The 21,643-nt window shown below is 66.7% G+C and carries 17 protein-coding genes; 1 reads left to right on the forward strand and 16 read right to left on the reverse strand.

Features of this window, described 5'->3' with window-relative positions; translation table 11 throughout:
• Nucleotides 1-61: 61 nt before the first annotated feature.
• The 13 genes from AC0ZJQ_RS12320 to edd form a co-directional block, all read right to left on the reverse strand.
• Nucleotides 62-706, reverse strand: a complete 645-nt coding sequence (locus AC0ZJQ_RS12320) for a bifunctional 4-hydroxy-2-oxoglutarate aldolase/2-dehydro-3-deoxy-phosphogluconate aldolase (protein WP_476476750.1) — start codon at nt 704-706, stop codon at nt 62-64.
• Nucleotides 707-723: 17 nt separating this feature from the next.
• Nucleotides 724-1,437, reverse strand: coding sequence for a 6-phosphogluconolactonase (pgl, locus tag AC0ZJQ_RS12325; protein ID WP_008570327.1), 714 nt, complete (start codon nt 1,435-1,437; stop codon nt 724-726).
• Nucleotides 1,424-2,893 carry a glucose-6-phosphate dehydrogenase gene (gene zwf, locus AC0ZJQ_RS12330; protein WP_008570328.1) on the reverse strand — a complete coding sequence of 490 codons (1,470 nt, stop codon included), beginning with the start codon at nt 2,891-2,893 and terminating at the stop codon, nt 1,424-1,426. The genes pgl and zwf overlap by 14 nt, the downstream gene beginning before the upstream one ends.
• Nucleotides 2,894-3,077: 184 nt before the next feature.
• Nucleotides 3,078-3,269, reverse strand: coding sequence for a DUF1289 domain-containing protein (locus tag AC0ZJQ_RS12335; protein ID WP_314019171.1), 192 nt, complete (start codon nt 3,267-3,269; stop codon nt 3,078-3,080).
• A 72-nt stretch (nt 3,270-3,341) separates the two neighbouring features.
• A complete protein-coding gene (locus AC0ZJQ_RS12340) occupies nt 3,342-4,547 on the reverse strand; it encodes a carbohydrate porin (protein ID WP_476477778.1) in 1,206 nt (401 codons plus the stop codon).
• Between the two features lie 111 nt (nt 4,548-4,658).
• A complete protein-coding gene (locus AC0ZJQ_RS12345) occupies nt 4,659-5,882 on the reverse strand; it encodes an ABC transporter ATP-binding protein (RefSeq protein WP_476476751.1) in 1,224 nt (407 codons plus the stop codon).
• Nucleotides 5,883-5,895: 13 nt separating this feature from the next.
• A complete protein-coding gene (locus AC0ZJQ_RS12350) occupies nt 5,896-6,738 on the reverse strand; it encodes a carbohydrate ABC transporter permease (protein WP_155550418.1) in 843 nt (280 codons plus the stop codon).
• A complete protein-coding gene (locus AC0ZJQ_RS12355) occupies nt 6,731-7,648 on the reverse strand; it encodes a carbohydrate ABC transporter permease (protein WP_008570335.1) in 918 nt (305 codons plus the stop codon). Before AC0ZJQ_RS12355 ends, AC0ZJQ_RS12350 begins: the two co-directional genes overlap by 8 nt.
• 109 nt (nt 7,649-7,757) lie before the next feature.
• Entirely contained in the window at nt 7,758-9,005 is a 1,248-nt protein-coding gene (locus AC0ZJQ_RS12360) for an ABC transporter substrate-binding protein (protein WP_213663723.1), read from the reverse strand.
• A gap of 161 nt (nt 9,006-9,166) precedes the next feature.
• Nucleotides 9,167-10,636, reverse strand: coding sequence for an ATP-binding protein (locus AC0ZJQ_RS12365; RefSeq protein WP_043297214.1), 1,470 nt, complete (start codon nt 10,634-10,636; stop codon nt 9,167-9,169).
• Nucleotides 10,633-11,355, reverse strand: coding sequence for a response regulator (locus AC0ZJQ_RS12370; RefSeq protein WP_008570338.1), 723 nt, complete (start codon nt 11,353-11,355; stop codon nt 10,633-10,635). Before AC0ZJQ_RS12370 ends, AC0ZJQ_RS12365 begins: the two co-directional genes overlap by 4 nt.
• A 58-nt stretch (nt 11,356-11,413) precedes the next feature.
• Nucleotides 11,414-12,376 (reverse strand): glucokinase, encoded by a 963-nt coding sequence (locus tag AC0ZJQ_RS12375; RefSeq protein WP_476476752.1) that lies wholly within the window; start codon nt 12,374-12,376, stop codon nt 11,414-11,416.
• Nucleotides 12,373-14,202, reverse strand: a complete 1,830-nt coding sequence (gene edd / locus AC0ZJQ_RS12380) for a phosphogluconate dehydratase (RefSeq protein WP_476476753.1) — start codon at nt 14,200-14,202, stop codon at nt 12,373-12,375. The genes AC0ZJQ_RS12375 and edd overlap by 4 nt, the downstream gene beginning before the upstream one ends.
• A 279-nt stretch (nt 14,203-14,481) precedes the next feature.
• Between edd and plsB the strand changes: the two genes are divergently transcribed.
• On the forward strand, nt 14,482-16,986 hold the full coding sequence (gene plsB, locus AC0ZJQ_RS12385; RefSeq protein ID WP_476476754.1) for a glycerol-3-phosphate 1-O-acyltransferase PlsB: 2,505 nt from the start codon (nt 14,482-14,484) through the stop codon (nt 16,984-16,986).
• A gap of 1 nt (nt 16,987) precedes the next feature.
• On the opposite strand, the gene AC0ZJQ_RS12390 is transcribed toward plsB, so the two are convergent.
• Genes AC0ZJQ_RS12390 through AC0ZJQ_RS12400 form a run of 3 tightly spaced genes read right to left on the reverse strand, consistent with a single transcriptional unit; the run spans nt 16,988 to nt 21,530 of the window.
• Nucleotides 16,988-18,151, reverse strand: a complete 1,164-nt coding sequence (locus tag AC0ZJQ_RS12390; protein WP_476476755.1) for an L-lactate dehydrogenase — start codon at nt 18,149-18,151, stop codon at nt 16,988-16,990.
• A gap of 10 nt (nt 18,152-18,161) precedes the next feature.
• On the reverse strand, nt 18,162-19,892 hold the full coding sequence (locus AC0ZJQ_RS12395; RefSeq protein WP_476476756.1) for a thiamine pyrophosphate-binding protein: 1,731 nt from the start codon (nt 19,890-19,892) through the stop codon (nt 18,162-18,164).
• Between the two features lie 36 nt (nt 19,893-19,928).
• Entirely contained in the window at nt 19,929-21,530 is a 1,602-nt protein-coding gene (locus tag AC0ZJQ_RS12400) for an FAD-dependent oxidoreductase (protein WP_476476757.1), read from the reverse strand.
• Nucleotides 21,531-21,643: the final 113 nt, after the last annotated feature.

A 21,643-nucleotide genomic window follows, 5' to 3' on the forward strand; every position in this document is an offset into this window, starting at 1 on the left:
GCGCGAATCATACGCGCATCGACGTCCGCACGCACCGTTTGCGCACGGATGCACCGACCGCTCAGCCGAGAGCGGCGAGCGCATTGGCGGTGGCCTGCCGGATACGCGCCCAGTCGCCACTGGCGAGGCTGGCCGCATCGATCATCCAGGTTCCGCCGACGCACATCACGTTGCCGAGCGCCAGGTATTGCGCGGCGTTGCCGGCGTTGACGCCGCCGGTCGGGCAGAAGCGCACGTCCGCGAACGGTCCGCCGAACGCCTTGAGCGCGGCGATGCCCCCGCAGACTTCGGCCGGGAACAACTTGAAGCGGCGATAGCCCAGCGCATAGCCCTCCATGATTTCCGTTGCCGTGGCGATGCCCGGCAGCACCGGCACCGCACATTGCACGCCGGCTTCCAGCACTTCCCGACTGGCGCCGGGGGTGACCACGAACTGCGCCCCGGCCGCTTCCACCTGATCCATCATGCGGTGGTCGAGCACGGTGCCGGCGCCGATGCACAGCTCGGGACGCTCCTCGCGCAGCCGGCGGATCGCCGTCAGCCCATGCGCCGAACGCAGGGTGATTTCCAGCGTGCGCAGGCCGCCCGCCGCCAGGGCGTCGGCCAGCGGCAGGATCTGCTCCTCGCTACCGATGGTGATCACCGGCAGGATGCGCGCATTCACGCACAGCTGCTCGATCAGGTCGTTCTTCAGTTGCATGGTCATGGGCAATCCTCAGGGCGTCAGGGACACCAGTAGATTTCCAGCGGAGAGTGAATGAACGCGCGAATCGGCATCCGCAACGCATCGGCGTTCAAGGCCTGGCGCAGAGTCTCCAGTTTGGTCATGCCCTGGATCGCCAGACACTGCATGCGCGCCGAGGCCAGCAGCGGATAGGTCATGCTCAGGCGCTCGCGCGGCTCGGTCGGCGCGCACATCGCCACGCAGCGATCCGGGCAATCGGCCCGCAGTGCATGGTCCAGACGCGCACTGTCGGGAAACAACGACGCGGTGTGGCCATCGTCGCCCATGCCCAGCACCAGCACATCGATCGGCTGACCGAGTTCGGCCAGACGTCGGTCCGCCAGTTGCGCGGCTTCCTCCAGGGTGGCCGCCGGATGATACAAACCGATGAACTGCGCCACGGCCGCGGCGTTCTGCAACAGATGACGACGCACCAGCCCCTCGTTGCTGGCCGCATCGCTTGGCGGCACCCAGCGCTCGTCCGCCAGGCTGATCTGCACCCTGGACCAATCCAGCTCGCGGCGCGACAGTTCCTCGAAGAACGGCACCGGGCTGCGCCCGCCGGATACCACCAGGCTGGCCACGCCGTGGGTGCGCACCGCGTAGTTCAGCACCTTGGCCGCGTCGTCAGCCATCAGCCGCGCCTGCCCAGCGGCGTCGGCCAGACTGTGGGCAACCACGCCGGTAGGCAGGTCGAGTTCAGAAATCGCCATACCAGGACCTCCCGTCACGAGTAATCAAGGCAATCGAAGCCACCGGCCCCCAGGAGCCGGCAGGATAGAGTTTGAGACTGTCGCCAATACGGGTCCAGCCGTCGACCAGCTGATCGCACCATTGCCAGGCGTATTCGACTTCGTCGCGGCGCACGAACAGGTTTTGATTGCCCTGCATCACCTCCAGCAGCAGCCGCTCGTAGGCATCGGGGATGCGCGCGCTCTTGTAGGTCTCGGAAAAATTCAGCTGCAGCGGCCCGCTGCGCAGGTGCATGCCCTTGTCCAGCCCCTGCTCCTTGGTCATCACCTGCAGGGAAATGCCCTCGTCCGGCTGCAGGCGGATGATCAGCCGGTTGCTGATCAGCGAGCGCTGCTCGGGCGCAAAGATGTAGAACGGCGGTTCCTTGAAGTGGATGACGATCTGCGACAGCTTCTGCGCCATGCGCTTGCCGGTGCGCAGGTAGAACGGCACGCCGGACCAGCGCCAGTTACAAATGTCGGCGCGCAGGGCGACGAAGGTTTCCGTGCTGCTGGTGGCATTGGAGTTCTCTTCCTCCAGATAGCCCGGCACCGGCTTGCCGCCGGCGATCCCGGCCGAATACTGGCCGCGCACCACGCGCTGGCTGAGGATGTCCGGCGTGATCGGCGCCAGCGCCTTGAGCACTTTTACCTTCTCATCGCGGATGCTGTCGGCGGTGAGGTTGCTCGGCGGGTCCATGGCGATCAGGCAGAGCAGCTGCAGCAGGTGGTTCTGGATCATGTCGCGCAACTGGCCAGCCTGGTCGAAGTAACCCCAGCGCCCCTCGATGCCGACGGTTTCGGCCACGGTGATCTCCACATGCGAGATGTGGTGCTGGTTCCACTGCGTCTCGAACAGGCTGTTGGCGAAACGCAGGGCAATCAGGTTCTGGACGGTTTCCTTACCCAGGTAATGATCGATCCGATAGATCTGGCTCTCGGCGAAATACTGCGCGACCGCATCGTTGATCACCCGCGACGACGCCAGGTCATGGCCGATGGGTTTCTCCAGCACCACCCGCGCCTGCGCGGCCAGCCCGGCGCCTGCCAGGTGTTCGCAGATCGCACCGTATACCGCGGCGGGCGTGGCGAAATAGGCGATCAGCGGCAGCTCGGCGCTGACGTTCTGTGCCAGCACGGCGTAATCCTCGCCGCGGCGAAAATCCATGCGCAGACAGCACAGACGCGCCAGAAAGCGCTGCAGCACGGCATCGTCCAGCTCGTGCGGCGGGATGTAGCGGCGCAGGGCCTGATCGATCCGCGCCATCTGCTCGTCCGGCTCGCCGCCCTCGCGTGACAGTGCCAGCAGCCGCGTATCGGCGTGCAACAGGGCGGCGCGGTCGAGCTGATAAAGCGCGGGAAACAGCTTGCGCAGCGCCAGATCGCCCAGCGCGCCGAACAGGGCAAAGGTATTGGGTTCAACGTTGATCGCAGGCATAAACGCTCGTGGTCAGTGCAGTGTGGGCTTCGGCGCCGCTCGAATGGCCGGGCACCGGCTCGCGGTCATTCCGTGCTGCGCGGCACGGCGCCCCTTCAGCAACAGACAGAGATCGTTGCAAAAGACTCGCGCGAATCGGAAAAAATTCTGTCCCGACGATGCACGGTGCTGGACGGCCGCGCCATCACGGTTTGCGCTTGTTCGCCTTGCCGAGGTTGGCGAGACGCTCGGCCGCCTGTTGCCTGACGACCTTGCGTTCCTTGTTCTTGAGTTTCTTCCAGCGTTTGATCTCGTCGCGGCTACGACCGCAGCTGACGCAGATGTCGTCCTTGAGCTTGCACAGATCCACGCAGGGATTGTCTACCTTGCCGCCCACGACACCTCCGACGCGCCGGTCGGCCTCGCGTTGCGCAAGGCCGGCCGGCGTCAGTGTTGCGCGCTCAACCGATCATTTCCACCAGTACTCCACCTGCACGCCGAAGTTGGAACCGTGCTGGGCATCACCGAAGGCCCCGCTGTCCGAGAGTGCCGAGCCGGCAGCCATCAGATTCGCGGCCCGCTGCGCGGCGTCGTTCCACTGCGCATAGGTGTAATACAGGCGTACTTCCGGCCGCACCCAGAACGCCGGGCCGGCCGGCGACCAGGTCGGCGCAACGGTGAATTTGCTCAGCTTGCGCGTACCGTCGGCGGCGTCGATCTGATCGTGACCGAGCTCGGTGACCAGCTTGAACTGCTCGGTGAAGGCATAGGTCGGACGTACCCCGACCGACCACCAATCCTGGTCGCCGCCGTCGACACGTTTGTCCTTCTGGTAGACCACCTGGAACTGCCCGCCGAAACGGGGCGTCAGCTGCCAGTCGAAATACTCGACCACGCGCCAGCTGCGGGCACTGTCGTCCAGCGTGACATCGCCGGTGTAGCCCAGACCGGTCCCCGGGCCTTCGCCGTACTGCAGTGCCAGGGTGTTGCTGCCGCCGAGAAAGCCGTCCTGCTTGTGCTGTGCGGTCACCGCCCAGCCGCTGTGGGCGTCCTCGCTGTCGGGCTTGTCGATGTAACTCACGCCGAATTCCAGCTCGCCGCCAGGATTGCTGTCGAAGCCGCCGACGTTGAAGTCGTGGCGATTGATGTAGTCCTTCTGGAACACTCCGTCCTTGCGTGAAAAGGCGTAGCTGTACTTCAGGCCGCCGATCTCCATATCTTCCACGCCGGCACCGGTGGCGCTCTGGTTCCAGTAGTAGAAGTCGGAGATATGGATGTCGTTACGCTTGTAGAAGCGCCGCCCGGCCCACAGCGAGCCGTTGTACAGCGCCGGCACCTTGCTCCACTCGGCATAGGCCTGCACCATCCGCGCCCAGCCGTGATCGCCGGTGAATTCCGGGGTGTGGCCGTACTGGTTGTACAGCGCCGCCATGCCTTCCAGGCTGAGCACCGAGCCATCGGCAAAGGTGTAGAGATCCTGACGCAGATCGAGCTCGGCGTACTGCTCGCACTCGTTGCCGAGACGGTACTTGCTCGGCGCGCCGGGCAACTGGAAGCAGGATTGCGTCCCGCCCTCTACCGAGTCGCCGACGCCGCTGCGCAGGTAGCCGGAAAACTCCAGCGCCTGACCGCTCAGCGGCAGCACGGCGCACGCCACGGCGGCAGCCAGACTCATTCCTGCGGATATTGTTGTTTTCATGTCCACTCCGTTCGCTGTTGTTGTTATTCGTTATCTGCAGGTCAGCACGGCGACAAGCGCTGCCTGGGTCGGGCCGCTGCGCGCGCCCTAGCGGGCGCTACCGCTGCGCTCACGCCCGCTGTAAGGCACGCCTCGTTCGCCAGGCGTGCGGCCGTTCGGCAAGGTCTCGACCACACCGAGCCGCCCGCCGCCCGCCGGGCGGGCAGCCTGGTGGTCCAGCCGCTCGCCGGTGTGCGCATCGAACAGCAGCACCTTGTGCGGATCGAACTGCAGCTCGAGGGTTTCACCGGCGCGCGGGGCCTGGTCCGGCGCCAGACGGCACGACGCCTTGACCTCGTTCAGGCTGAAGAACACCAGGGTGTCCGGCCCGGTGGGCTCGATCACCTCGATCTGGCAGCGCAGCGAGCAGTCGTTGCCCGCGCCGTCGGCCAGGCCGATCTGCTCCGGGCGGATGCCGAGAATCACGTCACGCGCGTGCCACTGCGCATCGGCCGGCAACGCCAGCGGAATTTCACAGCTCGCCTGATCGCTGTTGAGCACGGCGACCCAACGCCCGCTCTGCTGGCGCAGGCGCACGGGGACGAAGTTCATCGGCGGCGAGCCGATGAAGCTGGCCACGAACTGGTTGGCCGGGTCGTTGTAGATCTCGTGCGGGGTGCCGAACTGCTGGACGACGCCGTCCTTCATCACCGCGACCTTGTCGCCGAGGGTCATCGCCTCGATCTGGTCGTGGGTGACATAAACGGTGGTGGTCTTCAGGCGCTGATGCATCAGCTTGATTTCGGTGCGCATCTCCACGCGCAGCTTGGCGTCGAGGTTCGACAGCGGTTCATCGAACAGGTAGATCTTCGGCCGCCGCGCCAGCGCCCGCCCCATGGCGACGCGCTGCTGCTGGCCGCCGGAGAGCTGCGACGGCTTGCGCTCGAGCAGCGCCTCGATCTGCAGCAGCTTGGCGACCCGCGCCACCTCCTCCTCGATCTGTGCGGCCGGCACCTTGCGCATCTTCAGGCCGAAGGCGATGTTGTCGCGCACGCTCATGGTCGGGTACAGCGCGTAGGACTGGAACACCATGGCGATGTCGCGATCCTTCGGGCTGGCCTGGCTGATGTCCTCGCCGTCGACCAGAATCTCGCCGCCGGTGATGTTTTCCAGCCCGGCGATGCAGTTCATCAGGGTGGATTTGCCGCAGCCCGACGGCCCGACCAAGATCAGGAACTCTCCTGCGTCGATCTTCAGCGCGATGTTCTTCAGCGTTTCGACCTTGGCGTTGCCGTAGGTTTTCTGGACGTTGCGCAGTTCCAGGGATGCCATGTTGTTTTTCTCCTCAACCCTTGACGGCGCCGGCAGTCAGCCCGCGCAGGAAGTACTTGCCGGCGATCACGTAGACCACCAGCGTGGGCAGGCCGGCGATCATCGCGGCGGCCATGTCGACGTTGTATTGCTTGGCGCCGGTGCTGGTGTTCACCAGGTTGTTCAGCGCCACGGTGACCGGCTGGGTGTCGCCACTGGCGAACACCACACCGAAGAGGAAGTCGTTCCAGATCTGGGTGAACTGCCAGATCAGGCAGACCATGATGATCGGCACCGACATCGGCAGCAGGATGCGCCCGAAGATGGTGAAGAAGCCGGCGCCATCGAGCCGCGCCGCCCGCACCAGCGCATCCGGCACGCTGACGTAGAAGTTGCGGAAGAACAGCGTGGTGAAGGCCAGCCCGTAGACCACGTGCACCAGCACCAGGCCGGCGGTGGTATTGGCCAGACCGAGCTTGCCGAGGGTGAACGACGCCGGCAGCAGGATCACCTGGAACGGCAGAAAGCAGCCGAACAGCAGCAGCCCGAAGAACAGCTGCGAGCCGCGGAAGCGCCACATCGACAGCACGTAGCCATTGATGGCGCCGAGCGCAGTGGAAATCAGCACCGCCGGAATGACGATCTTCACCGAGTTCCAGAAGTAGCCGCCGATGCTGTCCCAGGCGGTCAGCCAGCCCATGGCGGTGAACGCGTCCGGCCAGCTCAGCAGGTTGCCGGTACGGATGTCGTCCGGCGTCTTGAAGCTGGTCAGCAGCATCACGATCAGCGGTATCAGGTAGACGGCGCAGGCCAGCAGCAGCGTGGCGTGGATGGTCAGGCGCCCGAGGGTCAGGCGCGGTTGCGCGAAGTCAGACATGGCGCTTGGTCCTCAGCTCGGAATACAGGTACGGCACGATGATCGCCATCACCGCGCCGAGCATCAGCATGGCGCTCGCCGCGCCCAGGCCCATCTGGCCGCGGGTGAAGGTGTGGGCGTACATGAACATCGCCGGCAGATCGCTGGAGTAGCCCGGCCCGCCGGCGGTCATCGCCGCCACCAGGTCGAAGCTCTTGATCGCGATGTGGGCGAGGATCATCAGCGCACTGAAGAACACCGGGCGCAGGCTCGGCAGCACGATGCGCAGGTAGATGGTCGGCAGGCTGGCACCGTCCACCTGGGCGGCGCGGATGATCGACTGGTCGACACTGCGCAGACCGGCGAGAAACAGTGCCATGACGAAGCCCGAGGCCTGCCACACGGCGGCGATCACCAGGCAGTAGATGACCCGGTCGGGGTCCACCAGCCAGTCGAAGCGAAAGCCCTCCCAGCCCCAGTCGCGCAGCAGCTTGTCCAGGCCCAGGCCGGGGTTGAGCAGCCACTGCCAGGCGGTGCCGGTGACGATCATCGACAGCGCCATCGGGTACAGGTAGATGGTGCGGATCAGCCCCTCGCGGCGGATGCGCTGGTCCAGCAGCACGGCTAGCACTACGCCGATCAGCAGACTGATGGCGATGAACAGGCCGCCGAACACCAGCAGATTCTGGCTGGCGACCCACCAGCGGTCGTTGTCCCACAGGCGCTCGTACTGTTGCAGGCCGGCCCATTTGTAGCTGGGCATGAAGCGCGAATTGGTGAACGACAGCAGGAAGGTCCAGCCGATGTAGGCGTAGAAGCCGACCAGCACGATCAGCATGCTCGGCGCCAGCACCAGTTTCGGCAGCCAGCGCTGCAGGGCGTCGAGCGGCGAAGCCTTGGCGGGCCTAGCTTGAAGCGCGATGGAGCTCATGGGTGTGATCCCTCATGGAAATCCGGGATGTCGTCGCCCGCGGCACATGCCAAGGCATGTACCGGGGACGCACGTTTCGGGAATCGGGCGGCGCTATCCGCCCGTAGCGTTACTGCACGGCCTGGATCGCCGCCGCCAGTTGCTTGGCCGCCTTTTGCGGGTCGGCCTTGGGGTCGTTGAAGAAGTTGGTCACAACGTCGAACACCGCGCCCTGCACGTAGCTCGACGCCGCCATGCCGTGGGCCAGGCTGGGCTGCAGACCGCTGTCCTGTGCGGCCGCCTTGAAGTCCTTCATCGACTGCTGCGCGCAGGCGTCGAACTCGCTCATGTCCATGTCCTGGCGAACCGGGATCGAGCCCTTGTTCTGGTTGAAGAACGTCTGGAACTCCGGCTCCAGCACCGTGCGCGCCAGATCGACCTGGGCCTTGCGGTTTTCCTCGTCGCTGAGCTTGAACATCGCCAGCGAGTCGATGTTGTAGGCGAAGCTGCCCTGGGTGCCGGGGAACGGCAGGCACTGGTAGTCCTTGCCGGCCACCTGGTTGGCAGCGGTGAACTCGCTCTTAGCCCAGTCGCCCATGATCTGCATGCCGGCCTTGCCGTCGATGACCATGCCGGTGGCGCGGTTCCATTCGCGGCCCGCGGCATCGGCATCGATGTAGTCGCGCAGCTTCTTCAGGGCGGCGAACGCCTGGACCATCTTCTCGCCGGTGAGCGTGTCCTCATCCAGCTCGACGAAGGCCTTGTGGTAATCCTCCGGGCCGAGAATGCTCAGCACGAAGTCCTCGAATACGGTGCCGTCCTGCCAGGGCTGGCCGCCGTGGGCGACCGGGATGAAACCCGCGGCTTTGAGCTTGTCGGCGGCGGCGAAGAATTCGTCTAGGGTTTTCGGCGGCGTGGCGCCGGCCTTCTCGAACACCTCGGGGTTGATCCACAGCCAGTTGACCCGGTGCACGTTGACCGGCACGGCGACGTAGGAGCCGTCGTACTGCATGATCTTGGTCACCTGCTTGGGCAGCAGCTCTTCCCACTTGTCCGCCTTGGCGGTTTCGTCGAGGTTGGCCAACAGGCCCAGCTCACCCCATTCCTGAATGTCCGGCCCCTTGATCTGCGCAGCCGCCGGCGGATTGCCGGACACGGCACGGGTTTTCAGAACCGTCATGGCCGCCTCGCCGCCGCCACCGGCCACGGCGAAATCACGCCAGCTGTGGCCTTTCTTCTCTACCAGTTTCTGCAGCGTGTCGGCGGCGCGCTTTTCGCCACCGGACGTCCACCAGTGCAGCACCTCGACCTCGCCGGCATGGGCGGCGAGCGGCAGGGCAAGGGAAATGGAAAGAGCGAGGTGATGGAACGCTTTCATGTCTGGGCACCTTCTTGTTTTTATCGGGCAAGGCGTGGTCGCTTGCGTTGATCCGAGTCTATGCGCGCCGCAAGGGGCGCTGGGTAACGAAGGGATAGGCAATGGTCACCGTCCGGTTACAAACCTCGGTGAAATGTCACGCACCACGGAAACGGCGCGTTTCAGTCATCGCTGGAGGCCTGGCGCGGCAGCGTAAGGGTGACCCGCAGGCCCCCTTCCGGCAGGTTGCGCATGCCCAGCTCGCCACCGTGGGCGTGGGCGATGTTGCGTGCGATACCCAGCCCCAGGCCGTAGCCCTGCTGCTGCCCGGACAGCCGCACGTGCGGCTCGAATACCTGCTCCAGGCGCTGTTCCGGCACGCCCGGGCCCTCGTCGTCGACATGCAGCACCAGCAGCTCGGCGCTGTCCTCCAGACGCAGATGGGCACGCCCGCCGTACTTGAGCGCGTTATCCAGCAGGTTGCCGATGCAGCGCTTGAGCGCCAGCGGCTTGCCCGGATAGGGCCGCAGCGCGCGGCCGGCGAGCGTCACGCAGTCAGGGTCACTGGCCTGATAGGGCTCGACGATATGTTCGAGCAGCACGTTCAGATCGACCGCCTCGATGTTCTCGTGGATGTCGGTGTCCTTCACGCACTGCAAGGCGCCTTTGACCAGCAGCTCCAGCTCGTCGAGGTCGCGGCTGAACTTGGCCTGCACGGCTTCGTCGTCGAGCAGTTCGACGCGCAGACGCAAGCGGGTGATGGGCGTGCGCAGGTCATGGGAAATCGCGCTGAACAGCTGGCCCCGTTCGCTCAGGTAGCGGTTGATGCGTTCGCGCATGCTGTTGAAAGCGCGACTGACCTCCACCACCTCGCTGGCTCCCACCTCGGCGAGCGGACGCATCTCCCCGCCCACCGCCATGTCTCGCGCGGCCTTGGCCAGACGCTTGAGCGGACGGCTCTGCCAGCGCACCAGCAGGCCGATGAACGACAGCAGAAACACCGTGGTGAGCACGATGAACCACAGCTGCTGCACCGGCAGCCCCTCGTCTTCCAGGCTGACGTACGGCGCCGGCATCAGTGTGGCGAGGTACAGCCACTCACCGGGCGCGATCTGGATTTGCGTCACCAGCACCGGCGGTGCCAGCGGTTCGAAACTCAGCGCATAGTGCGCCCAGGAACGCGGCAGCTCGTCGAGCGCGATGCCGCTGTTGAAGATGCGCAGATCTTCCGGGCTGACGAACTCGACCGTCAGGTCCACCGCGCTGCCGAGGCGCTGACGCAGCACCCGATCGACTTCACCGAGCACCAACCGCTTGCGCGGCGTTTCGGGCAGGATCTGCATTTGCAACGGCCGGTCGTTGAGCGAGACGAAGAAACGCGTGCCGCCCATGCTGCGCAGCTGATCGAGCACCAGCGGCCGATACCCCAACGGCAGCGAACGGAAGTAGCCGACGCTGGCGGCCATCGACTGCGCCAGGCTGCGCGCGGTGGTGGTCAGCCCTTCGGTCTGGCTGGCGCGCAGTTGTGACAGCCAGATCAGACTCGACAGTCCCTGGGCGAGCAATACCGCCAGCAGGGTCAGTGCCAGCATGCGTCCCAGCAGCGAGCGCGGCACCGGCAACAACCGGCGCCGCCCGGTCCGCAAATTCATGATTGCGACGTCACCTGGGCCGCCAGCAGATAGCCGCAGCCACGCACGGTGCGGATCAGCCGCGGCGACTTGCCGGTATCGCGCAGGCGCTGGCGCAGGCGACTGACCGCCATGTCGACGATGCGCTCCAGCGGCATCACCTCGCGGCCGCGGGTGGCGTTGGCGATGGTGTCGCGGTCGAGAATCTGCTGCGGGTGGTCGAGAAACAGTTTGAGCAGGGCGAAGTCGGCGCCGGAGAGGAACACCTCCTCGCCATCGGCGTGGAACAGGCGATGGCTGACCATGTCGAGCCGCCAGTCATCGAAGGCCAGCACATCGCTGCCGCGCTCCTGAGCGAAACTCACCCGGCGCAGCAGCGCCTTGATCCGCGCCAGCAGTTCACGCGGGCTGAAGGGTTTGCCGAGATAGTCGTCGGCGCCGAGCTCCAGGCCGATCACCCGATCGGCTTCGTCGGAACTGGCGGTGAGCATGATGATCGGCATCGAGGCCAGGCGTTCGTGTTCGCGCACCCAGCGACAGAGGCTGAAGCCGTCCTCGTCGGGCAGCATCACGTCGAGGATCACCAGATCCGCCGGCTGCTCGCACAGCGCCTGGCGGAACGCCGCGCCATCGGCCACGGTACGCACCTGGAAGCCGGAGCGGCTGAGGTAGGCCTGCAGAAGCTCGCGAATTTCCTGATCGTCGTCGACCAGCAGCAGCTGTTTTCCCGTCTGACTCACATCGCATCCCTTTTCTTGTTGTTATCCGGTCACCCGGTTGCGTCCCTGGTGCCGCGCCTCAGGCGCCCTCCAACAATGGTTGCAGGGCGACGCCGGCACCTTCCAGCCCCGGATACGGCGCTGTCACCAGCCACACCGGCAGCTGATCGAAATAGCCGCTCATGCGCCCCTTGTCACGCAGGCTCTGCTGGAAATCGCTGGCGAGGAAGAACTCGGCGAAGCGTGGCACCACCCCACCGACGATGTACACCCCGCCCCGCGCGCCCAGGGTCAGCACGTTGTCGCCGGCCACACGCCCGAGCCAGCGGCAGAACTGCTGCAGCACCTCGACCGCATAGGGCTCGCCCGCCAGTGCAGCGGCGGTGACCGCAGCCGGCGAATCGACCGTCACCGCGCGACCGTCCAGCCCGCAGCTGGCGCGGTACAGCGCCAGCAGCCCCGGCCCGCTGAGCACCGCTTCGGCATTCACGTGACCGAGCTGGCGGTGCAGATGGGCCCAGATCGCGGCCTCGCGCTCGCTGCCCACCGGCAGGCAGATGTGCCCGCCCTCGCCCGGCAGCGCCCGCCAGCCGCCGCCCTGCAGCGGCAACAGCGTGGCGACACCCAGGCCCGTGCCAGGCCCTATGACCAGACGTGGCCGGCCGGGTTCGGGCTCGCCTGGGCAAAGCGTGATGCGTTCGCCCTCATGCAGGCGCGTCATGCCCAGCGCCATGGCGGTGAAGTCGTTGATCAGCAGCAGCTGCGCAAGCCCGAGATCCGCACAGAATGCCGCGCGCCTGAGCTGCCAATGGTTGTTGGTGAAACGGAATACATCGCCGCCCACCGGCCCGGCGCATGCCAGGCAGACCGCCTCGAGCGTTTCCAGCGGCTGGTCGACCGCCGCCAGGTAGGCGCGGATCGCCAGCTCGGGACAGGCGTAATCCGCCGTGGGCAGCACGCGGATCTGCTCGACGCGCTGATCGCGCCAGAGCGCGAAGCGCGCATTGGTACCGCCGATATCGCCGACCAGTGCCGTCTTCACTGCAACGCCTCCAGCCCGCTGGTGAAGGCGCTGGCGCCCTGCTCCGCGCTGCTGAACGCCGCGCGCATGAAGCCGAACAGCTCGCGACCGCAGCCGATGCCCAGATCTTCCGGGCGCGTGGCCGGCCTGCGCGCCGCCCATTCGAGCGGCTCGACCAGCACACGCAGCGCGCCGGTTTCGCCATCGACGCGGATGATGTCGCCATCGCGCACCCGCGCCAGCGGCCCGCCGTCCAGCGCCTCGGGGCAGACATGAATGGCCGCCGGCACCTTGCCCGAAGCTCCAGACATGCGCCCGTCGGTGACCAGCGCGACCTTATAGCCGCGGTCCTGCAGCACACCAAGAAACGGCGTCAGCTTGTGCAGTTCCGGCATGCCGTTGGCCTTCGGCCCCTGGAAGCGCACCACGGCGACGAAGTCGCGCTCCAGCTCGCCGGCCTTGAATGCCGCGGCCAGTTCGCTCTGATCGATGAACACCCGCGCCGGCGCCTCAACCACGCGATGCTCCGGTGCCACGGCGGAAATCTTCGTCACGCCGCGCCCGAGGTTGCCCTCCAGCACGCGCAAGCCGCCTTCTGGCGAAAAGGGCCGCTCTGCCGGGCGCAAGATATTTTCGTCCAGGCTCTGCTCCGGGCCGTCGCGCCAGACCAGCTGCTCGCCGTCGAGGAACGGCTCCTGGATGTAGCGGCGCAGGCCCTTGCCGACCACGGTGTGCACGTCCTCGTGCAGCAGCCCGGCGTCGAGCAGCGTGCGCACCATGAACGGCACCCCGCCACAGGCATGGAAATGGTTCACGTCAGCCTGGCCGTTGGGGTAGACCTTGGCCAGCGTCGGCACCACCTCGGAGAGTTCGGCCATGTCCTGCCAGGTCAGCTGGATACCGGCGGCGCGGGCGAATGCCGGGATGTGCAGGGTGTGATTGGTCGAGCCACCGGTGGCGTTGAGCGCAACCACCGAGTTGACGATGGCCTTCTCGTCGACGATCTGGCACAGCGGCGTGTAGCTGCCGCCCTGGTGGGTCAGGCGGACGACCTGCCGCGCCGCTTCGCGGGTCAACGCATCGCGCAGCGGTGTGTACGGATTGACGAACGACGAGCCCGGCAGGTGCAGGCCCATGATCTCCATCACCACCTGATTGGTGTTGGCGGTGCCGTAGAAGGTGCAGGTGCCGGGGCTGTGGTAGGACTTCATCTCCGACTCCAGCAGCTCCTCGCGACTGGCCTTGCCCTCGGCGTAGCGCTGGCGCACCTCGGCCTTTTCCTTGTTGGGAATACCCGACGGCATCGGCCCACCGGGTACGAAAATGGTCGGCAGGTGGCCGAAGCGCAGCGCACCGATCATCAAGCCAGGCACGATCTTGTCGCAGATGCCGAGCAGCAGCGCGGCATCGAACATGTTGTGCGACAGCGCCACCGCCGTGCTCATGGCAATCACTTCGCGGCTGGCGAGGCTCATCTCCATGCCCGCCTCGCCCTGGGTCACGCCATCGCACATCGCCGGCACGCCACCGGCGAACTGGCCGACCGAACCGATCTCGCGCAGTGCCTGCTTGATCAGCTCGGGAAAATGCTCGTAGGGCTGATGCGCGGAGAGCATGTCGTTGTAGGCCGAGACGATCGCGACGTTGGCCTCGTTCATCAGGCGCAGGCGCTGCTTGTCTTCGCTCGAAGCGCAACCGGCGACGCCGTGGGCGAAGTTGGCGCACTGCAGCTTGCCGCGCTGCGGACCTTCGCTGGCCGCCGCGGCCATCATCGCCAGGTAGCGCTCGCGGGTCTTGCGACTGCGCTCCACCAGGCGCTCGGTGACCTGCTGAACTCGTGGATGCATGCCTTACTCCCGTTGCGAATTGAGGATTCCGACAACCATAAACCATCCGCGGGCGGTGGAAGTTCCGAGGCGATGGGAAGGTGAGTCCTTACGGGTTCTTCGCGGTAGGTTGTCGTAGGGCCGGCGCCGAACGCAAGCGCCCCACCACCGACGCCGGACCGATCCCGCCGGTTCGCTTCCGGGTCGCGCGGATTCGACGACGTTTTGCCCGCCATCACCGCATGCGTCACACTTGCGCCCTTCGAGGGCCTGGCCCCTTTCCACAGTCGAATCCAACGCATGACCCGCTCCCCCGTTCGCCGTCTGATCTTCTCCGCGCTGCGCCGCTTGCTGTACCTCTGGGTGCGTTCGGAAACCATCAACCAGTCCGCCTTCACCCTCAAGCTCGATCGCAGCAAGCCGGTGTTCTACGTGCTGCAACAGGCGTCGCTGAGCGATCTGGCGGTGCTCGATGTGGAGTGTGCCAAGGCCGGACTGCCGCGCCCGGTGGCCGATGTAGCGGTGGGCGATCATGTCGAGCCGGCGGCGTTCTTCTTTCTCAATCCGGCGGCCAGCTGGTTCGGCCGGCGTGCCCGGCTGGTCGCCCCGCCGCCCCTGGTGCGGCTGGTCGGCGCGCTGGAGCACAACGCGGTGGAGAATGCCCAGATCATCCCGGTCAGCGTGTTCTGGGGTCAGTCGCCGAACCGCGAAACCAGCGCCTGGAAGCTGCTGTTCGCCGACAGCTGGGCGGTCACCGGGCGGCTGCGCAAGCTGCTCAGCATCCTGGTGCTGGGGCGCAAGACGCGCGTGCAGTTCTCCGCGCCGATCCAGCTCAACGAACTGGTGGCGCTGAACAAGGGCCACGAACGCACGCTGCGCATGGTGCACCGCATGTTGCGCGTGCACTTCCGCAATCAGAAGACTGCGGTGATCGGCCCGGACCTGTCGCACCGGCGCAACTTGGTGAAGGGACTGGTACACGGCCCGCAGGTGCGCGAGGCGATCCGAGAGGAAGCCGCGCGCGAGAATATCGCCGTCGACAAGGCCGAAGCCCGCGCGCTGCGCTACGCCAACGAGATCGCCTCGGACTATGCCTACACCGCCGTGCGCTTTCTTGAGGTGGTGCTGTCCTGGTTCTGGAACAAGATCTACGACGGCATCCGCGTCAGCCATATCGAGCCGCTGCAGGACGCCGTGCGCGGCTACGAGGTGATCTATGTGCCCTGCCATCGCAGCCACATCGACTATCTGCTGCTGTCCTACCTGCTGTTCCGCAACGGCCTGACGCCGCCGCACATCGCCGCCGGCATCAACCTCAACATGCCGGTCATCGGCGGCCTGCTGCGCCGCGGCGGCGCGTTCTTCATGCGCCGTTCGTTCAAAGGCAACCCGCTGTACACCGCGGTGTTCAACGAATACCTGCACACGCTGTTCAGCCGCGGCTTTCCAGTGGAGTACTTCGTCGAGGGCGGGCGCTCGCGCACCGGGCGCATGCTGCGGCCGAAGACCGGCATGCTGGCGCTGACCCTGCGCAGCTACCTGCGCTCCTCGCGCCTGCCGATTCTCTTCGTGCCGGTGTATGTCGGCTACGAGCGCGTGCTGGAGGGCCGCACCTACCTGGGCGAGCTGCGCGGGGCGGCGAAGAAGAAGGAATCGATCTTCGACATCTTCAAGGTCATCGGTGCGCTCCGGCAGCGCTTCGGCCAGGTCTGGGTCAATTTTGGTGAACCGCTCAAGCTCAACGAGTTTCTCGATCAGGAACAACCGGGCTGGCGCCAGCAGAACCATGCGCCGGAGTTTCGCCCCGACTGGCTCAACGCGACGACCAACCGTCTGGCCGAACGCATCGCCCAGCGCCTGAACGAGGCGGCAGCGGTCAATCCGGTGAATCTGGTGGCGCTGGCCATGCTCTCCACCAGCCGCCAGGCGCTGGATCGCCGTTCGCTGGCACGGATTCTCGATCTCTACCAGCGGCTGCTGCGCGCCGTGCCCTACTCGCCGCATACCACGCTGCCGGAAGGCGATGGCGCCGCGTTGATCGACTATGTGAAAAGCCTCGACCTGATCGCCGAACAGAAGGATGCGCTGGGCGACATCCTCTATCTGGACGAGCAGAACGCGGTGCTGATGACCTACTACCGCAACAACGTGATGCATATCTTCGCCCTGCCGGCGCTGCTGGCGAGCTTCTTCCAGAGCAGTTCGCGCATCAGCCGCGCGCAGATCCTGAGCTACAGCGAGGCGCTCTACCCCTACCTGCGCGCCGAGCTGTTCATGCGCTGGGAAGTGGACGAACTCGCAGCGGTGATCGACCAGTGGCTGGCGGCGTTCGTCGAGCAGGGGCTGCTCAAGGTGGACGGCGAAAGCTATGTGCGGCCGGCGCCGAGTTCGCGGCAGTTCGTCCTGCTCACGCTGCTCTCGCGGGTGATCGTGCAGACGCTGCAGCGCTTCTACATGGCCACCTCGCTGCTGCTCAACAGCGGCCAGCACAGCCTGACTGCCGAGGAGCTGGAAAACCTCTGCACGGTCATGGCCCAGCGCCTGTCGATCCTGCACGGGCTGAACGCGCCGGAGTTCTTCGACAAGAGCCTGTTCCGCCATTTCATCCAGGGCCTGCTGGAGCAGAACGTGCTGAGCGCCGATGCCAACGGCAAGCTCGGCTACCACGACGACCTCGGCGAGGTGGCCGAAGGCGTGGCCAAGCGCGTGCTGCCGGCGGAGCTGCGCCTGTCGATCCGCCAGGTGGCGCTGGAGCGCCACGAGGACGAGGTGACGCCGCAGCCGGATGCCGATCAGCGTGACTAGCTCAGTCGCGGCGCTCCAGCAGACCGGCGTCGATCTGTTCCTGGCGATTGACGCCGCACAGCGCCATCGCCGTGGCCAGTTCGGCCCGCAGGCTGGTCAGCAGCCGCACCACCGCCGCCTCGCCGCCGGCCGCCAGCGCCCAGGCCCAGGGGCGGCCGATCAGCACGCCCTGCGCACCCAGGGCGCGCGCCCGGAGCACATCCACGCCGCTGCGAATGCCGCCATCGAGCAGGATCGGCAGCTGCCCGCCGAGCGCCGCGGCGACCGCCGGCAGCTGCCGGATGGTCGAGGCCACGCCGTCCAGCTGACGGCCGCCGTGGTTGGAGACGACGATGGCATCGACGCCGCAATCGAGCGCGCGCAAGGCGTCGTCCGCTTCCATGATGCCCTTGAGCACCAGCCGCCCCGACCATTGCGCGCGCAGCCAGCGGATGTCGTCCCAGCTCACGCGCGGGTCGAATTGCGCATCCAGCCAGACCTTGAAGGCGCGCAGGTCGCTGGGATCGGCCACGCGGTCGCTGAGGTTGCCGAAGTGATGCGGCTTGCCGCGAATCCCCACGTCGAGCAGCCAGCCGGGACGCTGCGCCAGTTGCGTGGCCTTGGCGAGCCGACCGCGCCAGCTGGCGTCGAGCATGCCGTTGCGTATGTCGCGCCGGCGGATGCCGGCGACCGGCAGGTCGACGGTGAACAGCAGCGTGTCGCAGCCGTTGCGACGCGCCTGCTGCAACAACCCCTGCACCGCATCGCGGTCACGCAGCATGTAAAGCTGGAACCAGCACTTCTGCGCAGTTGCCGCGTGCACCTCGGCCAGCGAGCAGATCCCCACCGTGGACAGACTGAACGGCACGCCGACCGCCGCCGCTGCCCGCGCCGCCTGCACCTCGCCGCGGCGCGCATAGAGGCCGGCCATGCCCAGCGGGGCCAGCGCCAGCGGCATGCTGGCGGCCTGACCGAGCAGTTCGCAGCGGGTGTCGAGGTTGTCCACGTCGCGCAGTACGCGCTGACGCAGGTTGAGGCGCTGCATATCCTCGCAGTTGGCGCGCAGGGTCTGCTCGTCGTTCGCGCCGCCGTCGATGTAATCGAACAGAAAGCGCGGCAGGCGCTGCCGGGCCAGGCGCCGGTAGTCGGTGCAGCTGGCGGCCAGGCGGTAGGACGCAAGATTCATGGCGTGCTCCTCAACCGGTCACCCGTCGCCACAGCGCCCGGCTCACCACGCGCAGCTTGTCGCGCGGGGTGAAGCGCTTGAGCGTGGCCTTGACCACGCCCTCGGTGAAGCGCGTGCGCTTGCTGTAGTCGATGCGCACATCCACCAGCACCGGCCGGCCCTCGCCGGCCAGCGTCATCGCCCGGGTGATGCCGTCGGCACACTGCTCGTTGCTCTCGATGGCGACGAACGCCGCGCCGGTGGTTTCGGCCAGCGCGGCCAGGTTGAGCGGCCGCAGCACGGTGCAGGTCTTGCGGTTGTAGGGAATCTCCTGCGCCTGGGCGATCTGCGACAGCTCGCCATCGTTGAACACGAACAGCACCAGATCGAGCCCCAGACTGCTGGCGGTCACCAGCTCGAGGCCGGTCATGCGCAGCGCGCCGTCGCCGACCACGCCGACCACCTGACGCTGCGGATTGGCCAGCTTGGCACCGATCATGCCTGGCACGCAGTAACCCATCGCATTGAAGTCGCTGGGCGAGATGAAACCGCGCGCCGCGTGGATCGGCATCAGCTCGGCCAGCAGGAAGGTGTGATTGCCGTCGTCGGCGACCACGATCGCCTGGTCGCTGAGCTGCGCACGCAGTGCCTGGCAGAACACCGCCGGATTCACCCGCCCGTGGCTGTCGTGCTGCAGCCACTCCTTCACATACGCGGCCTTGTCGATGGCGATCCGCTGCGCCAGCTCGTTGCGCGGCGGCGCGCTGCGTATGGCGCGGACCTCGGCCAGCAGCGCTGGAATCAGCTGCTCGGCCGCGCCGGCCAGGGCGACGCGCGTGGGGTAGTTGGCGCCGAACACCTGCGGGTTGATGTCCAGGTGAATCAACTTCGCCGGCACCGGCATGCTGTAGCTGCCGGTGGGGATTTCCGCGAAGCGCGTGCCCACCGCCAGCAGGCAGTCGCAATCGGCGAAGGCATTGGCCGCGGCCGGCACCGCGTAATCGCCGAAGCCCATGCCGACATGCAGCGGATGCGTGGCCGGGAAGGCGCTGAGCCCCTGCAGGGTGGTGCACACCGGCGCGGCGAGCAGTTCGGCCAGCTGGATCAGCTCGGCCTGCGCGCCCATCGCGCCCCAGCCGAGAAACAGCCCGGGCTGACGCGCGTCGACCAGCAATCGCGCGGCCTGGCGCAGCAGCGCCGGATCGAGCTGCGGGGCCGGTGGTTCGGCGGTGAAGGCCGGCATCTCCTCCACCTCGCCGAGGAAGTTGCCGATGTTGTACGGCAGCTCGACGAACACCGGGCCCGGCTCGCCAGTGGTGGCGATGCGATAGGCCTCATACAGCGTGGGAATCACCTCGGCGTGACTGAGGATGCGAAAGCTCGCCTTGGTGATCGGCGCCAGCAGCGCGTGCTGGTCGATGTCGTGCAACTGGAACTGCCGGCCGCTTTCGCTGTGGATGCCGCCGGAAAGAATCAGCATGGGAATGCCATCCAGCCCCGCCTCGCCGATGCCGCTGGCGGCGTGGGTGACGCCGGCGGCCGGCACGATCACCAGCGTGCCGATGCTCGAGCCGGTGCGGCTGAACGCATCGGCCATGAAGGCCGCGCCGCATTCGTGCGTCACCAGCACCGGCTGGATGCTGGACGAAGCGTTCAGCTCGTCGTACAGCTCGGTGTTGTGCACGCCGGGAATGCCGAAGGTGTGGCTGACGCCCAGCTGTTCCAGGGCGAAGCGTGCGAGTGCGGCGCCGGTCTTCTTCATCGTGGTTCTCCTTGTTCTTATGCTTGTTCTTGAGGGTCAGGCGTCGCCGGCGATGGTCTGCGCGGCGCGGCGACCGTTGAGGATGCAGTTGGAGAGAAAAGTGCCTTCCAGCGAGCGGATGCCGCTGATGCCGCCGCCGCCGAAGCCGGCCGCCTCGCCAGCCGCATACAGGCCCGGCAGCGGCTCGCCGTGGGCGTCGAGTACCCGCGAATGCAGGTCGGTGAGCATCCCGCCCATGCTCTTGCGGCTGATCAAGCGGGTACGGATGGCGATCAGCGGCCCGCTGCCGGCTGCGAGGATCGGCCGCGGCGCGCAGGTGCGCGCCCGGTCGCCGCGCCACTGCCGCAGTTGCTGCAGGCGGCGCAGCTGTTCGTCGTTGTACAACGCCGGACCACGGCGGATTCCGGCGTCGTAGCGTTCCAGCGTTGCGGCCAGCAGGTCAGGGTCGAGACGGCCATCGGCGGTCAGCGCGGCCATCTTTTCAGCCAGTTCCGGCAGCGTGTCGGCCGCCAGCACATCCGGGCAACGCTCGATCATCCAGCGCACCAGGTCGCGGTTGCCGGTGGCGAGCTGCCAGAGCAGCGGCAACAGTTTGCGGTCGCGAAAATGCGGATTGCTGTCGGTGCCGGAAATCGCCAGCTCCTTGATCGCGATGCGCCAGTTGAGCAGCTGCCAGCCGTACTGACCGGGCAGGTGGCCGATGCGTTTGCACTGGTCATGAGTGTCGAAGCCGCCTACCAGCGGCTGCGGGCCGATACGCCGGCCGCTGGCATCGAGCCAGAGCGCCGAACGCGAGGGAATCAGGCTCAGGCCATGCTGCGGATACTGCGGTTCGGGATGGGCGATGCCGGCGGCGTAGTTCCACATGCGTCCGAGCTTGACCACCTGGCCGCCGGCGGCCTGCACCTGCCCATGCAGTTCGCCGTCGGCGCGCGGGTCGGTGCCGTTGAGGATGTTCTCGGGATATGGGCCGTACAACGGGTCCCAGCGCTGACGCACCTTGGCCAGGTCACCATTGATGCCGCCGCTGCACACCACGACGTGCTCGGCGTCGATGCGAAACTCGCCCGCGCCGCTGCGGCCGTGGCAGCCCACCACGGCGCCGTTACGCGTCTCCAGGCCCAGCACACGATGCTCGAACAGGCAGCTCAGGCCGGCATGCTCGAACATCCGCCGCGCCAGCGTCTGCGCCACGCCGCGGCCGCAGCCCCAGGCCACGTGATAGCGCGGCAGCGCGTTGCCGTCGCCGAAGTTGCCGCGCTCGACCCACTGCACCGCCGGGAAGAAGCTCACGCCGCGCTGGCGCAGCCAGTCGTAGATGTCGGCCTTGTTGCGCTCGGCATAGTGCTCGGCCCAGCGCCGGCCCCAGTGGTCGTCGGCGTCGAAGGCGGCGACCCGCAGCCAATCTTCCAGCAGCAGCTCGGGCGAGTCGTGCACCTTGTTGCGTCGTTGTTCCGGCGTGCCGCAGAGCAACATGCCACCGAACGCATCGTTGGCCTGACCGCCGCACTGGCTGCGCGGAGCGGCGTCCAGCAGCAGCACTTGGCGGCCGCGCTCGAGCAGCTCCAGCGCCGTGCTGATGCCTGCCAGCCCCGCGCCGATCACCAGGGTTTCACAACGATGATGCGTAGGCTGCATGTCCGGCCTCCTGGCAGAAGTGCGATTCAATGCCCCCAGCCTAGGCAAGCGCCGTGCTGGCAGCCTGACTTTTCACGAACGCCTGGTTGACATATTGCGAATCAACGCCCGCA

The organism is Stutzerimonas sp. 21-1, from assembly GCF_056336065.1.